The sequence below is a fragment of the Mycolicibacterium sp. lyk4-40-TYG-92 genome (genome assembly GCF_030209435.1).
Classification (GTDB): Bacteria; Actinomycetota; Actinomycetes; order Mycobacteriales; family Mycobacteriaceae; genus Mycobacterium.
On sequence record NZ_JARVRX010000003.1, the window covers coordinates 322,192 to 336,870 of the forward strand.

14 protein-coding genes are annotated in these 14,679 nt (G+C 67.1%); 8 read left to right on the top strand and 6 right to left on the bottom strand.

The features are described 5' to 3' along the window. Positions 1-20 precede the first annotated feature (20 nt). Positions 21-1,658 carry a metallophosphoesterase gene (locus QRN63_RS07685; protein ID WP_285030557.1) on the bottom strand — a complete coding sequence of 546 codons (1,638 nt, stop codon included), beginning with the start codon at positions 1,656-1,658 and terminating at the stop codon, positions 21-23. Positions 1,659-2,273: 615 nt separating this feature from the next. Between QRN63_RS07685 and QRN63_RS07690 the strand changes: the two genes are divergently transcribed. The 3 genes from QRN63_RS07690 (at position 2,274) to QRN63_RS07700 (ending at position 7,452) form a co-directional block, all read left to right on the top strand. Continuing rightward, positions 2,274-3,533, top strand: coding sequence for a S1C family serine protease (locus QRN63_RS07690; protein ID WP_350224439.1), 1,260 nt, complete (start codon positions 2,274-2,276; stop codon positions 3,531-3,533). Between the two features lie 137 nt (positions 3,534-3,670). Further along, entirely contained in the window at positions 3,671-4,267 is a 597-nt protein-coding gene (locus tag QRN63_RS07695) for a DUF3592 domain-containing protein (protein ID WP_285030251.1), read from the top strand. A gap of 104 nt (positions 4,268-4,371) precedes the next feature. Next, positions 4,372-7,452, top strand: a complete 3,081-nt coding sequence (locus QRN63_RS07700) for an ATP-binding protein (RefSeq protein WP_285030252.1) — start codon at positions 4,372-4,374, stop codon at positions 7,450-7,452. A 1-nt stretch (position 7,453) separates the two neighbouring features. Here the strand turns inward: QRN63_RS07700 and QRN63_RS07705 are convergent, their stop codons facing one another. After that, on the bottom strand, positions 7,454-7,792 hold the full coding sequence (locus tag QRN63_RS07705; RefSeq protein WP_285030253.1) for a hypothetical protein: 339 nt from the start codon (positions 7,790-7,792) through the stop codon (positions 7,454-7,456). Between the two features lie 64 nt (positions 7,793-7,856). Beyond that, the gene (locus QRN63_RS07710; RefSeq protein ID WP_267319981.1) at positions 7,857-8,591 is read right to left on the bottom strand and encodes an LpqN/LpqT family lipoprotein; all 735 of its coding nucleotides are present in this window, start codon (positions 8,589-8,591) and stop codon (positions 7,857-7,859) included. 234 nt (positions 8,592-8,825) lie between these two features. Between QRN63_RS07710 and QRN63_RS07715 the strand changes: the two genes are divergently transcribed. The 3 genes from QRN63_RS07715 to QRN63_RS07725 are packed head-to-tail and all read left to right on the top strand — an operon-like array spanning position 8,826 to position 11,073. Beyond that, on the top strand, positions 8,826-9,362 hold the full coding sequence (locus QRN63_RS07715) for an anti-apoptotic protein (protein WP_285030254.1): 537 nt from the start codon (positions 8,826-8,828) through the stop codon (positions 9,360-9,362). Positions 9,363-9,365: 3 nt separating this feature from the next. Continuing rightward, positions 9,366-10,727 carry a neutral zinc metallopeptidase gene (locus QRN63_RS07720; RefSeq protein ID WP_285030256.1) on the top strand — a complete coding sequence of 454 codons (1,362 nt, stop codon included), beginning with the start codon at positions 9,366-9,368 and terminating at the stop codon, positions 10,725-10,727. A gap of 34 nt (positions 10,728-10,761) precedes the next feature. After that, positions 10,762-11,073, top strand: a complete 312-nt coding sequence (locus QRN63_RS07725; RefSeq protein WP_267319978.1) for a hypothetical protein — start codon at positions 10,762-10,764, stop codon at positions 11,071-11,073. A 50-nt stretch (positions 11,074-11,123) separates the two neighbouring features. Here QRN63_RS07725 and QRN63_RS07730 read toward each other — a convergent pair whose 3' ends face one another. Further along, positions 11,124-11,747 (bottom strand): TetR/AcrR family transcriptional regulator, encoded by a 624-nt coding sequence (locus QRN63_RS07730; protein WP_285030258.1) that lies wholly within the window; start codon positions 11,745-11,747, stop codon positions 11,124-11,126. Positions 11,748-11,749: 2 nt separating this feature from the next. Continuing rightward, on the bottom strand, positions 11,750-12,574 hold the full coding sequence (locus QRN63_RS07735; RefSeq protein ID WP_285030260.1) for an SDR family NAD(P)-dependent oxidoreductase: 825 nt from the start codon (positions 12,572-12,574) through the stop codon (positions 11,750-11,752). A gap of 84 nt (positions 12,575-12,658) precedes the next feature. Here QRN63_RS07735 and QRN63_RS07740 point away from each other — a divergent pair, with 84 nt between their 5' ends. Both QRN63_RS07740 and QRN63_RS07745 read left to right on the top strand, forming a co-directional pair. Further along, the gene (locus QRN63_RS07740; protein ID WP_285030261.1) at positions 12,659-13,522 is read left to right on the top strand and encodes an LLM class F420-dependent oxidoreductase; all 864 of its coding nucleotides are present in this window, start codon (positions 12,659-12,661) and stop codon (positions 13,520-13,522) included. Next, positions 13,519-14,016, top strand: a complete 498-nt coding sequence (locus QRN63_RS07745) for a nuclear transport factor 2 family protein (RefSeq protein WP_285030263.1) — start codon at positions 13,519-13,521, stop codon at positions 14,014-14,016. Before QRN63_RS07740 ends, QRN63_RS07745 begins: the two co-directional genes overlap by 4 nt. Here the strand turns inward: QRN63_RS07745 and QRN63_RS07750 are convergent. Next, a complete protein-coding gene (locus tag QRN63_RS07750; RefSeq protein WP_410506157.1) occupies positions 14,013-14,660 on the bottom strand; it encodes a TetR/AcrR family transcriptional regulator in 648 nt (215 codons plus the stop codon). The two genes, QRN63_RS07745 and QRN63_RS07750, sit on opposite strands and share 4 nt — an antisense overlap. Between the last annotated feature and the right edge of the window lie 19 nt (positions 14,661-14,679).

Consider the following 14,679-nt stretch of genomic DNA (forward strand, 5'->3'; position numbering starts at 1 on the left):
CGTCCCCTGCCAGCGATTGGTTACGCGCGCACCCTGCGGCGATAGGTGACTTTGTCGAACTCACGACCATGCTCGTCGACGGCGGTCACGTCCATCTCGCTCAGCAGCTGCCCGGGTCTGACGTCGACGCGGATGAAGGCGTAGTTGCGGAAACGCACGCGCGACCAGCCGACCGCCTCCGCTTTCTTCTTCCCATCAGCAGTCCAGACATAGCTGTTCGGGACGAAGGTGTCGGGAGCTTCGTGGCCTCGGTAGCTCTCGGGCTCACCCGGCTGGAAACCGTATCGGGGCCGGCCGGCGCAGCCCACGGTGTAGTACACGGTGCCGTCCGTTTCGGCGTCGACGGTCGAATTGTCCCCGGCGACCTTGGTGGGTCGGTCACCGCGGATCGGGTCGGTGCGCTCGTAGACATGGTTGTGTCCCTGCAACACGAGATCGACCTGGTAGCGGTCGAACAACGCGCACCAGGCCGCCCGCACACCGCCGTCGCTGGCGTGCGAGTCGGTGGTCGAGTACGCGCAGTGGTGGAAGAAGCAGACGATGAAATCGATGTTGGGGTCGCTGCGGTAGGCGGCCAGGGTGCGCTCTACCCAGGAGTTCTGGGAGCCGTCGGAATAGCCGGTGTTGGAACGGATTTCGAAGCTTACGTCATTGGCGTCGAGCGAGAGCACCGCGACGTTGCCGTACGTGAACGAATAGACCGACGGGCAGGCTGCCGGTCCGTTGTCCGGAAAGTCCATGCGCGCGAGGTGACCGCCGTAACCGTGACTCGGGTACGAGGCCTCCATGTCGTGGTTACCGGTCGCGAACATCCACGGTGTGCTCGCCGCGCTGGCCTCGATGGAGCCCAGATACACGTCCCACACGAACGGGTTGTACTTGTCGAAGCCGTTGGCGACCTTGCCTCCGGACGGCACGAACGAGAGCGGCCTGCCGCCGCCGGACGGGTCGGCGTAGGCAATATCCCCGGCCAGCAAGTGGAATTCGGGGTTCGACGCGACGATCTGGTTGAGCACATTGGCGGTGTGCGGGACGTCTGGCTCGTTGTCCGGCTTGTAGTAGCTGTCGTCGTAGTCGCCGCGCTTGAGCCCCGCCGGACGGCTCGGGACCTCATCGGTGCCCTGGTCGCCCATCATGGTGAACCGGAACGGCGCCAACACCTTCCGCACGCTGGGCATCGCCGTCCTGGCCGACCGCACGTCGCTGACGAAACCGTCCTCGGTGCGCCACCGGTAGAAATGCGCGCTGCCACCGGGCAGCCCGTCGACCGGAACATGGGCGTAGAACTGCTCGGCGGCCAGCACTCCGCGGTCGCTGGTGGGGATCTGGGTGACGAGGTTGCGTACCTCGGCTTCGACGGTCGCGCCCAGTTGATCGGTGGGTCCGTGGTCGACGAACACCCTGGTGCTGCCGGGATTTCGCGACAGCTGCGCGGCCAGCCGGAGCTGGCTGTCCGCATCGCCGCCGAAGCCGACCCGCCGATTGGCCACGCTCAACGGGGCGTCCTGCGCGTAGGCGCGGCGCCCGAACGGCGCCAGGCCCAGTGCCGCCACCGCCGCGGCAGCCGCCGATCCACGCAGAAAATTCCGCCGCGAAACGCGGTGCCGGCGCAGGTACTGCTGGTGCCAGTCGAACTGCTCGGCGATGGACATGGTCATCGAAAGGTCGTCGGGGATGCCCGTGTCCGGGATTTCACCGGCGGCGGTCAGTCGGGTCGGACGCACCAGTCGATCGTGGCCCAGCACGGGCCGTCCCGCGAGTCCGACACCAGAATCAGGGCCGAAGTTCAGCCGGGATTCACGCAACCGCGACCAACGACGCCGCGACGCCCGTCGGGCCACGCGCAGCTGAAGTTGAGCTACGTGGGGCGGGGGAGCACCTCACCTGGATCCGCGCAGCCGACGCGAGATGACACTTTTTGTGATCTGAAAAGTCTTGGGCTGTCCCGAACTCTTTCTCAGCAACGCCTCAGTTGGCGACGGCACGGTGGAGACATCAAGCGCGAGCACGCCTGTCTTACCGACGTTTCGAGAAAGTAGTCAACGCCAATGAGACACCCGTCAGAACAGCCGACCCCGGACAACCAGCACCTCTGGTCGCGGCAGTACGCCGCTGAGCAGGAGAAACTGGTCCAGTGGAGCAATGACCGTTACCAGCGCCCCCACGTTTCGGACGAGTACACCCAGCCGCTGCGGACGCCTTACGGGGCGCCACATCAGTATCCCGCCCCGCCCGTTCCGCCGGCGCCAGCTAAGCGCTCGCGCTCCGGGCTGCTGGCCTTCGGTGTCGCCGCGGTAGCCATCGCAGCCGGCGCGGCCGGCACCATGGCCGCGGTCGACCACTACGGCAACGTGGCGCCGACGGCACACGCTCCGCTCGCCACCGGCATCGAGAACCGCTCGCTGCCAACGGCTTCCGCCCCCGCACCGGCAGCACCGGCCGGCTCTGTCGAGGCGGTCTCGGCCAAGGTGCTGCCGAGCGTCGTGAAACTGCAGATTCAGTCCGGTCAGCAGAGTGAGGAGGGCTCCGGCATCGTCCTCAGCGCCGACGGGCTCATCTTGACCAACAACCACGTGGTAGCCGCGGCGAATCAGGCCGCAGGCAGTCAGGATTCGGTGCCGGCACAATCCCTTCCCGGCGGCCGGCTCCCGCGCGGCATGTCCCCGTTCGGTCAGCTCCCCGGCGGTCCGCTGGATGGTCCCGACGCTCAGGACCCCAGCCAGGGTGGTCCGGCTACCGCCCCGTCCGGGCGGGTGAGCCAGGGCCTCAAGGCCACCGTCACCCTCTCCGACGGCCGCACCGTGCCCTTCACCGTCGTGGGGGCCGATCCGGCCGACGACATCGCGGTGGTGAAGGCCCAGGGAGTGTCCGACCTGACCCCGATCAGCATCGGATCCTCCAAGGACCTGCGCGTCGGTCAGAACGTGGTGGCCGTCGGCTCGCCGCTTGGCCTGCAGGGCACCGTGACCACCGGCATCATCAGCTCGCTGAATCGTCCGGTGAGCACCGGTGACGAGCAGACCGGCCAGCAGTCGGTGATGAGCGCCATCCAGACCGATGCCGCGATCAACCCCGGCAACTCCGGTGGTGCGCTGGTCGACATGAACGGCAACCTGATCGGGGTGAACTCGGCGATCGCCTCGCTCGGTGGTGGCCCGGATTCCGGTGGCTCCCAGCCGGGTTCGATCGGCCTCGGCTTCGCCATCCCGGTTGACCAGGCCAAACGCATTGCCGACCAACTGATCTCGACCGGCACCGTGCAGCACGCCTCGCTGGGCGTCAAGCTGGCCGCCAACAACAGTGCCCAGGGCGCGGCAGTGGCCGGCGTCGTCGCCGACGGTCCCGCCGCCGCGGCCGGCCTGGACAAGGGCGCGGTGATCACCAAGGTCGACAACCAGCCGATCGACAGTCCGGAAGCGCTCGTCGCGGCGATCCGGTCCAAGGCGCCCGGTGACAACGTCACCGTGACCTACGCCGACCCCTCCGGAGCGGAACATTCCGTGCAGGTGACCTTGGGACAGACAGAAGCTTGATTCCCAACCCTGTGAGGGTTGTGCACGCCGAACCCGAGATAGGCGTACACAACCCTCACAGGCGTATCGGCCCCGAAGCCAAACAGATTCCAACCGGCCCGTCCTAACCTCTCCGTATCGACTTTTCCGGAGGGGCCATGCGCGTCGAGTACATCGTGGTGTTGATCGCCGTCATCGTGGTGGTGGATGTCGCCATCCTCGCCGCGCTGCTGCGCAAGCATCGCGCTCGGCAAGCCGCCACCAACACGACCGCAACCCTCGCAACGGAACTCGGCACCTCCGACGTACCCAAGAAATCCGCGGCGCCGGTGCTGGCGAAGGCATTCCTTGCCGTCGGACTGTCATTGGCCGTCGCGGCCGGCGTCTGCGCGGCGGTTGTCGCCCAATCGAATTCGTCCGACCGGCACGCCGACGGGACCGTCGTCGAGCTCGTACCCAGCGGCAGCGGCAGCAGCCCGCGCTACCGGGCGCGAGTCGAATTCGCGACTTCCGCAGGCACCCACGTCCGCTTTCTCAGCTCGATCAGCAGCAATCCGCCACCGGCCAGGCTCGGTGAGCACGTCGACGTCCGGTACCGCCCCGACGACCCGCACGACGCCACCATCAACACCTATTGGCAGGTGTGGTTCCTGCCCACCCTGCTCGGCATCATCGCTGCCCCGTTCCTGCTGGTGGGCGCGGGATTCGGGATCGCCAGCCGTGCCGGGCGCAAACGCGGCCCGGAAATCATCTGATCGGCGGGGCGATCCAGCATATTGCCAGGTTCAACTGCGCTGCCGCAGGTCACGCGCGGATGTATCGTCTCCCCAAATTCGACTTTTGCTGTGAATCGGGGGAGATGGTCCAGTACTTCCTCTCGGGTGCAGTAACGGCCCGGGTCGACGGCACGCCGGCGGCGCTCGGCGGACCGAAGCAGCGGTGCGTACTGGCCGTGTTGCTGGCCAATCACGGCACGGTGGTCAGCATCGACCGCCTGATCGATGCCGTCTGGGGCGACGAGGCACCGCCGAAGGCGCTCGCGTCGGTGCGCTCGTATGTAGCCAACCTTCGCCGCGTCCTGGACCCAGGCGCTGATCCCGCGACTGATCAGCCGCCGGACCCCCGTGTCCCGGACAGCCGGATGCAACGCCTGGCATCGCATCCGCACGGCTACCAGTTGAATCTGCTCGACGGCGATTCCATCGATCTGGTGAGCTTCGAGACCCTCGTCGCGAAGGGCCGGACGGCGCTGATCCGCCACTCGGCGGGTGCCGCCGTCGAGATGCTGACCGAGGCACTGGCGCTCTGGCACGGAGATCCGTTCGGAGAGTTCGGCTATCACGAATTCGCCGCCCCCGAGGCCATCCGCTTCGCAGCCCTGCGGACCACCGCCATCGAGGCCCGGTTCGACGCCGCGCTGCAACTCGGCGGCGGCGGCGAACTGGTACCCGAGATCGAGGCGGCCCTGGCGGAACATCCTCTGCAGGAACGGTTGTGGGGCCATCTGATGCTGGCGCTGCACCGGTCGAATCGCACCGCCGACGCAATCCAGGCTTTCGAACGCGCGTGTACGACCCTCGACCGCGAGATCGGCACCCGGCCGGGCGAGGGTCTGCAAACCCTCTTCGAGAAAATCCGCGACGGGGCCGCCGAGTTGCGGGTGGCGCCGACGCCGCATGCGCTCGACCCCGATCCCGCGTCGCCACCTCCGTTCGTCGGCCGCGACGCCGAACTCGGGGCGGTCACCGCCGCCGTGCGGCGTGCCGACGCCGGTTCCGGCGGACTGACGCTCGTCACCGGCGACAGTGGCATCGGGAAGACGACGTTGGCGCAGGCGGCCGTCGACCGCGCCCGCGCGGCGGGTATCGCCGTGGCCTGGGCCGGCCACCCGAGCGGGGTAAAGCTACCCCTGCTCTGGACGTGGATCCAGTTGCTGCGCCAGCTGGGCGGCGAGCTCGGCGCCGCCGGCCGCAAGGCGGTGCTGCGCGAGACACCCGGCGTGGTGACCGCCCTCGTCCCCGAATGGCACGGCGACGACGACCTCACCGCCGGCAGCCGTTTCGCGCCAACGGGATTCGCCCTGATCGAGCGGATCGTGTCGGCGCTGCGCGAGCTGGCGGCCATGGCGCCGATGGTGCTCGTGATCGACGACCTGCAGCGGGCCGACCCCGCGTCGATCAACGCGCTCGTCCTGTTGGCTGAAGAGTTCCCGCGCATCCCCATCCAGGTGATCGGCAACTGGACGTTCTACGGGGCCGACCGGCCCATGAACCGGTCGTCCTTCGAACGCCTCGTCCGCTCCAACGACACCGTCACGATGCACCTGGAGGGCATCGACCGCGCGGCCGCGGCACACCTCGTCGACGCGGTGGCGGGCGGCACGATCCCGCAGGCCGTCTCGGCACAGGTCTGGGAGCAAGCGGCCGGAAATCCGTTCTACATCAAGGAACTCGCCCGGGCGCTCGACACCGACGGGGCTCCGCAACGCGGCCAATCTGCGCTCTCGGACGCGGTGGTCGGTGTCGTCGGCCGGCGGCTCGGCGTGCTGGACCGGCCGTGCCGGCGGGTGCTCTGCGCGGCAGCGGTCGTCGGGCCCGAATTCAACGTCGCGGACCTCGCCGACATCGTCGACCTCTCGGTCTCGACGGTGCAGAGCCGGCTGCGGCCGGCGTATCAGACCGGGCTGCTCGACGAACTGCCCGAACGCCCCGGTGCCTACCGCTTCAGCCACGGGCTGGTTCGGGATGCGCTGATCGCCCAGCTCGCCACCACCGACCGCACCAGCGTGCACGCCGCGATCGCCACCACACGTACGGCGACGCTCGCAACGGCGGCATACGAACACGTCATCGCGACGGCCGACCATGCCTGGCGAGCGGGTGTGGAGCTGAATCCCGATGTTGCCCTTGGCATTGTCGAGACGGCCATTCAGCGAGCCCTGAACCGGTCGGCGTATCACGACGTCGCCGGACTGGCTGAGCACGCGCTGCAGATCGGTGACCGGCTGCCGGCCAAACCCGAGCATCTGGACCGGCAGGCCACCCTATGGCTGCATCTGGCCGGGGCACGGAACATCCTGGAGGGGCAGGCCAGCGAGTCGGCGGCCGCCGCGGTCCAGCGCGCTTTCGAGATCGGTCAGGAAGTCAAGGGCCGCAATTTCTACGGCGCCATCGCCCTGCAGTCCATGCTGCTGTGCGCACATGGCCGGATCGACGAGGTCGAGATAATCGCCGTCGGCCTGCAGGACCAGTACGAAAAATCCGGCGATCCGGTGATCGGCCTCGTCAACGACTTCGTGCACATCCTGCTCTACACGCTGCGGGGCAACGCCGATCTGCTGATCACCACGGGCCTGCACATGATGGACAGCTTTCCGCCGCCGGAGACGGTCACCGACCCGCTGCACTTCTTCCATCCCCGCGTGTACTGCTGGATGGCCATCGCCGAGGCCGTCCGCGGCGATCTCGATGCCATGCGCGAATATCACCGCCGCGCATTGCATCTCGCACAGAGTCGCGGCGACGTGTTCAACATCCTTGCCGCCCGGCTGACCTACGTCGAATGCGCCGCCGTCCTCGGCATCACCGACGGCATCGTCGAACTGGCCGACCAGGTCGACGTCGAATTCTGCGCGGCAGGCAGCCCGCAATGGGCCGCGTGTGCCCGCATCGTCCGAGTGTGGGCCCAAGTGCTCGGTACCGGCGAGGGCGACGCTGCCGTGGCGTTCAAGGCATTCGAGGAATACACCTGCGACGGCACCACGGTGATGAACACAATGTTCCTGTGCCTGCTCTCGGACATCGAGCTGCATCAGGGTCGTCCCGACAATGCCCGCGCCCTGGTGCACCGGGCCAGCCGCCTGGCCGATGCCACGGGCGAGCAGGCCTTCGCCCGGGGCATCGCGCAGCGGCTGGCCGCGCAGTCGGTCGGACCGGTGTGAATCAGCCTCCTGCCGTGCGGTCGGGCAGTTCCTCGCGCCACTGACGCCAGATGGCCCGGTCCGTCATCAGATCGAGCACACTGCCGAACCCCGACGGATATACCAGGGAGACAAGCCATTTGCGGGAATCGCCGTGACTCACCTCGCAGCCGCCACGGTAGAACTGCCGGAGCCACTTGAGATTCACCCCGTCGCGCGGGAAGTCGAAAATCGCGACCTCCTCACCGCTTGCCAGCTTCGCTTTGTAGTCGGTCAGGTCCAACTGGTCGTCGACCCACTTCGCGTATTCGGACGCAAGGCATCGCACGCGGGTGTCCGTCAACTCCAACTCGACGTTCACCCACCACGTGTTGCTTCTGCTCTTGAGTAGATAAGCCTTGGTCCGGGGTGGCGCTGTCGCCATCTCAGGGGGTGATGGCGAGAGATTTGTCGATGGCATCCAAGGCCTGGAACAGCTCGTGGCCCTGGGCTTCATCGCTGGTTGCGTTCATCTGCAGGACGTAGAGCCCGTCGTTGCCCTTGAACACCACGGTCTCCTGCCCGAAGGCGGCCTTGCCGCTCGGCATGTCGTACGTGCCGGCGATCCGGAACGCCGGGAACCCCGCTGACGTACCCGGTTCCTCGCCTGCCGAGGTAAATCCCGGCAAGTTCTTGGCCTCCCCGCCCGCCAGCGACAACAGCTTGTCCGGATCCACCGGGCCGTCCAGTCGTGACACCAGGGCGATGATGTTCGGCGTGTAGGACAGAGTGTCCGCACCGGGGCCACTGAACACGATGGCGCCGTAGGCGTAGTCGGGCGTGTCGTCGCCCGCGTTCTGCCAGCCGTCGGGGAACTGGATCTCGACCTTCGGGGCCCCCGCATCCGTACGGTGGATGGGCGTCTCCTGGATCTTCTGCTGCGCGATGTAGTCGGCGATGGTCGGATTCGCAGCTCCCGCAGTGGCTTCGGGCACCTTTCGTGGTGTCAGCTTGGGCGCAGCTGCCTTCGTCGACGACGAGCTGGAGCTACTGCTGCTCGAACTCGACGAACTGGAGCTGCTGCTCGAGCTCTTGCCCTTGTCGCCGCCGCAGGCACCCAGCGTGACGCTCAGGCAGATGGCGGCGGCAACGGCGATGACAGGTCGATGCGACATCTGCATCGTGACTCCTCAGGGGTAGACGACGGACGCCGGTCACGTCCTCGGCGACACGATATGGACGGCCGATTGGAATTCCGTTGAACCCGGCGGCGCGGGCGGTTGGAACGCCGCGGTCACCAACCGGACCGGTACGGACTTCCAACCGGATTCCAACACCGCGGCGCTAACTTTTGCCGTCCGCTCGATCAGCGCGGCGCCAGTGACTGGCGCCCGAACTCGGAAGGGGTTGGCGACATGACCAACACGATGTGTCAGAGACTCGTCCTGGCATCTGCGATCACGGTTGCCGTGTTCGGCGCCGCCGCCTGCTCCAGCGGGACACCGTCAGTGAGCAAGAAGGACGTCGAGAGCCAGATCGTCGAAAAGATGACCGGGGCCGACGGCAAGAAGGCCGATTCGGTGACCTGTCCCGATAACCTCGCGGGCCAGAAGGGCGCGGAGATCAACTGCAGCATGAAGGTCGGCGACAAAACCAGCACCGTCAACGTCACGGTCACCAGCGTCGAGGGTGAAAACGTCAAGTTCGACATGGTTCAGACCATCGACAAGGCACAGGTCGCCAACCAGATCAGCGAGGAACTGGGACAGCAGTTCGGCAGCAAGCCCGAATCATTGACCTGCCCCGAGAACTTGAAGGGCACCCCCGGTGCCACGTTGCGGTGCGAGCTCAAGGACAGCGGCCAGACGTACGGCGTCACGGTCACCGTCAACAAGGTCGACGGCTCCGACGTGAACTACGGGTTCAAGGTCGACGACAAGCCCACGTCGTAAGCGATGGGAATTCACCGGGCCCTCTGGCGGGCATCTGCGCTGCTGGCGGTCTGCACGCTGGCCGTCGCCGGCTGCGGCGAGAAGCATCTGAAACCACAGGCGGAGCAGTCGTCGTCGTCGTCGACGACGGCGGCCGGCCCGCCGGTCGAAATTCACGGCGACGCCTCGGACCCGGTGAACAAGATCGTCATCAAGGCGATCGGCGACATCGAAAGCTATTGGCAGACCGAGTTTCCCAAGCTTTACGAGAAGGACTACACACCGGTCAAGGGTGGGTTCTACGCGGTGGATCCCGAGAAGGGACCGCTGCCGCCGTGCGCCCAGGCGGCCGCCGACATCGCCGGCAACGCGTTCTACTGCGCCAAGGCCGACGACGTCGCCTGGGACGTGGAAGACCTGCTGCCGAGCTTGCGAAAGCGGTTCGGCGACTTCGTCATTCCCGTGGTACTGGCCCACGAATGGGGGCACGCGATCCAGGCCCGGGCGAACTTCCAGGGCGAGACCGTCACCAAGGAGATCCAGGCCGACTGCTTCGCCGGGGCGTGGGCCAAGCACAGCGCCGAGACCTTCAAGCCCAGTCCCAACGATCTGGACCGCGCCCTCGCCGGCGTGTTGTTCCTGCGCGACGAGCCGGGCACCGGCCAGCACGAATTGAGCGCGCACGGCAGCGGTTTCGACCGGGTGAGCTCCTTCCGCACCGGGTACGACCAGGGCCCGCAGGCCTGCGCCGACTACCGCCGCGGGAATCCGGTCGTGGTCGAGCTGCCGTTCAACAACGCGCAGGACGCCGCGACCGGCGGCAACGCCCCGTACGAGTCGATCGTCGACGGTGTCCCCGAGGACGCCGAAGACTACTTCGCGAGGCTCTACCAGCAGGGCACCGGCAAGCCGTGGACCCCGATGAAACCCGCGCAGAAGCTCGATCCCCAGAACCAACCGGACTGTGGAAACCAGTCGACCAAGGGCTACGTGCTGTTCTACTGCGTTCCGGAGGACTACGTCGGCTTCGACAACGTCGAGGCGATGCCCCAAATCTATGATCAAGCGGGGGATTTCGCGGTTGCGACGCTGATCGCGACGCAGTACGGGCTGGCGCTGCTGACCCGCCTCGGCCAGGACACCAGCACCAAACAGACGTCACTTCAGGCCGACTGCCTGGCCGGCGCCTGGGCGGCGAGTCTGCTGCTGCACGAACGCCCCGACAGCCGGTACAGCCTGTCGCCGGGTGACCTGGACAAGGCGGTGTCCGCGCTGCTGCTGTTCCGGGGTGAGGGCGATGTCGAACGCCAAGGTCAGGGCAGCGACCGGATCGATGCCTACCGCAAGGGCGTATACGAAGGCGCAAAGCCGTGCCTGGCCCGTTGACCACAGCCACCTCGTCGCTCAAGGAGCGTGTTCGATGACCCATCCAGACCACACGACCGCCGCGGCGGACGAGACGCCGGACGAGCAGACATCCGCCGGGCGTGGCCTGCTGAATTCGATGCACCCGAAAGTGTTCTTCTCCATGGCCGACGGCTATCCCGTTGGCGTCAAACAGTTCCTGCAGTTCTGCCTGCTGCTGATCTATCCGGGCTGGCTGATCGCGGCGCCGTTGTGCGCGGCCATCTATTTCACCGGATACGGAGTGCTGTGGGTCCTGTTCTGGCCCCTGCGTGCGTGGATGAAGAAGAACCGGCCCGAGGAGTACGCCGCCAGTCAGCTGAAGTGAGCGCGCCCCCTACCGCTTGAGGAAGTCGAAGAAATGCGGTGTGGGCGATGTCAGTGGTCATTCGATCTCTTTTCGGGGGTTCGGGTACGTCGACGCCAAGGCGCCAGCAGCAGGTCGCAGGCCCGGCGCATGTCGCGCTCGGCCTGCTCGGGCGTCGTCTCCCCGGTGATGGCCCACGACAGGATGCCGTACGCGCACTGCTCGAGCAGGAGCGCGATCTGCATCTGGTCGGCGGTGGGGACCGTGATACCCGCGACGTCGAGGATGTTCCGCCGCAGGTTGTAGTCGCCGCGAACCGTCGACTCGGCGCGCCGGGCATTGACCGACGCGATCATCGCGCGGGCCAGCAGCGGACGGGCCAGCATGTCCCGGATGATGCCGGCCATGAACTCGGTGACATCGGCGACCGGATGCCCCGTCGTCGGGCCCGGCGGTGCTGCGGTCTGGGTGAGGTGAAATAGCAAGGCCGCGAACAGATGATGCTTGGTGGGGTAGTAGCGGTAGACCGTGGTGATCGAGACCGCGGCCTGGTCCGCCACATCCTGCATCCGGACTTCTTCGAGTCCGTGCCGCGCCCCGAGCTCCGCGGCGGTCGCGAGGATGCGTCGGCAGCGGTCGATCTGCGCGGCGGTCCTCGGGGTCGCAGGTTCCCGGTCGAGTGGTGCTCGCGGCATGGTTACTCCGGCGGCCCAGAAGGCGTGCCCTGCAACAGTTTCTGAATCATCTCGTGGGATGCCAGCAGCACCTCGCCGCGGTCCCGGGTGGCGTGGACCGTCGGATTCTCGGCGTGCGCCGAGACGATGTGTACCGGACCGTTCGCGAGGTTCGCCAGGCCTTCGCGCGCGACGTCGGCCGGATCCGAGACGGCCATGCCGGGGACGTCGAAGTTGAGGCCGACCCGCTCCATCGCCGGTGTCCGGGTGAGGCCGAGAACCAGCTCGAGGACGTGCACGTTGTGGTCACGCAGCTCAAGCCAGAGGCCTTCGGCGAAGATCCGGGTAAAGGCTTTCACGCCGCCGTACACGGTGTGCCGCGCCGAGCCCAGGTAGCCAGTGAGCGAGCCGACCAACATCACCCCGCCTCGGCGACGCTCACGCATCAGCGCACCGAAGTGGTGGACCAGCCGCAGCGGCGTCGTGACGTTCAGGTCGATGACGCGCTGGAACGCGGCCAGGTCACCGTCGAGGAACTCCGCACTGTGGGTGTTGGCGCCGGCGTTGTAGATGAAGAGTCCGACCTGCAGATCAGCTGTGGCACTGATGATCTGGCCGACGCCCTCGTCGGTCGTCAGGTCGACGGCGAGTTCACGTACCTCGACGCCGAGCTCGCGACAGCGGGCCGCGGTTGCCTGAAGTGGCCCCGGCTTGCGCGCGATCAGCACCAGGTTGACGCCGGCCTGGGCGAGCAGCGCCGCCAATTCGGCTCCGACACCTTCCGAGCCACCCGCTATGACGGCCCATGGTCCGTATTGCTGTACCTGCAGTGCGTTCTCGCTAGACAAGTCGGTACTCCATATCTAAAATTCATTTTAGTTTTCTGCGTCCGAGGATAACCGGTCCAGGCGCCAGATCGGAAGGGCGCGTGTATGCGGATAGGTCTGCAGACGCCGGTGGTCATCCAAGTGCCCACCACTGCGTCGGCGTGGGAAGCGACCGCCGGCGCCGCCGAGATCGGCGAGATCGCCGCCGTCGCCGATCTGCTCGGCATCGACCACCTCACGTGTTCCGAGCACGTCGTCGTGCCGACCGACGTTGCCGCAACCCGAGGAGCGACGTACTGGGATCCGTTGGCCACCTTGGCTTTCCTCGCCGGGCGTACGTCGCGGATCCGGTTGGCCACCTCGGTGCTGGTGCTGGGTTACCACCATCCGCTCGAGATCGCCAAGCGCTACGGCACTCTCGACCAGGTCAGCGGCGGCCGGTTGATCCTGGGTGTCGGCGTCGGGTCATTGAGGGAGGAGTTCGACCTGTTGGGCGCGGCCTGGGATGACCGGGGCGCGCGGGCGGACGAGGCAATGGCCGCGCTGCGCGGCGCGTTGTCCACCAATCATCCAGTGCACCACGGTGATTACTACAGTTATGACTCGGTGGTCATGGATCCGTGTGCGCGGCAACCGCGCGTCCCGATCTGGGTGGGTGGCCGGACCCGCCGTTCGCTGCGCCGGGCCGTCGAGCTCGGCGATGGCTGGATGCCCTTCGGCCTCTCGGCCGCCGAAATCTCGACAATGCTTGCCGCCGTGGAGCTTCCCGAGTTCTTCGACATCGCGCTCGCCACGGGGCCGCTGGATCCCATGGGCGCGCCACAACAGACACTCGATGAACTCGGCGCACTCGAAGACGCCGGTGCGACAGCCGCGACTTGCGTGATCGCCTCACGATCCGCGGCGCACTGCTGCGAACAACTCGGAGCCTTGGCGAATCTGACGAACCTCCTGGCGGAGCACCGATGACAGAGCAGCGAATCACGGAACTCGAAGCGCGGCTGCGCCGCATCGAGGACGAGCGCGCGATCGAGCGGATGATCGCCTCCTACGGTCCGCTCGTCGACGCCGGCGAGGCCGACGCCGTCGCTGCGATGTGGGCGCCGGACGGGGTGTACGACGTCGAGAACTGGCTCATGACGGGACCCGACGACGTCGCGGCCATGGTGCGCTCATCCGGTCATCAGGACTTCATCACCACCGGATGCACCCACTTCCTGAGTCCCGCCGTCGTTACCATCCAGGGCAATCAGGCCGTCGCGGTGTGCGAGTCGACACTATTGCTCAGGCGCGCAACAAGTTACGAGGCCATCCGGGCCGGCGTCAGCCACTTCCACCTCCGCCGCGCCGCCGAGGCGGCGCACGGTTGGCAGATAGTCAAACGCATCACCCGGCTACTCGATGGAACCGAGCCGCCCCGCAAGTTGTTGTCGGACGGTGTGGCCGGCCGGATCCCGAACTAGCCCCGCACGCTCTCGAGCGTGTGCCCGGCCATGGCCGCGAGGACCCGGTGGGCCCGGGCGACCATCGCCGCGGCGGACTCCTCGGGATGATTGCGCCAGAACAGCATCAGCGCCGACACCATGTGTTCCCAGACGCCGGTGGCGGCCACCAGGTCGACGGGATCCGTCAGGCCGACACCGCCGAGAGATCGGGACACTCCCGCGAACGCCTGCTGCCGCAATATCGTCCGCTGCTCACGCGCCGCATCCCGCGCCGGGCCATTGGGGACCGACCGGTCGAACAGGACGTGCCAATCGCCCGGGTGGCCCTCGAATGTCGTGAAGATGGCGGCCAGCACCGGCTCGCCGGCGGCAGCGCCTGCCCCGGCCAGGTGATCTGGGGAATTGAGCACGTCGGCGACGGCCTGCTCGATCTGGGTTCCGATTTTGGTGACGCACGCGGCGTAGACGGCCTCTTTGGACCCGAAGTAACTGATGATCAGGGTCTTGGAGACGTCGGCCTGCGCGGCGATGGCGGCCAGGGATGCGCCCGCGTACGTGGCCCGGCTGAATTCGGCGATCGCGGCCTCGACGATCAGCTGCTCACGCTCGCCGCGCGGCACACCTTTGGTGCCGGTTCGGCCGGTGACGGAGCGCGAGGTCATCGGGACAGCCTAATCAGCC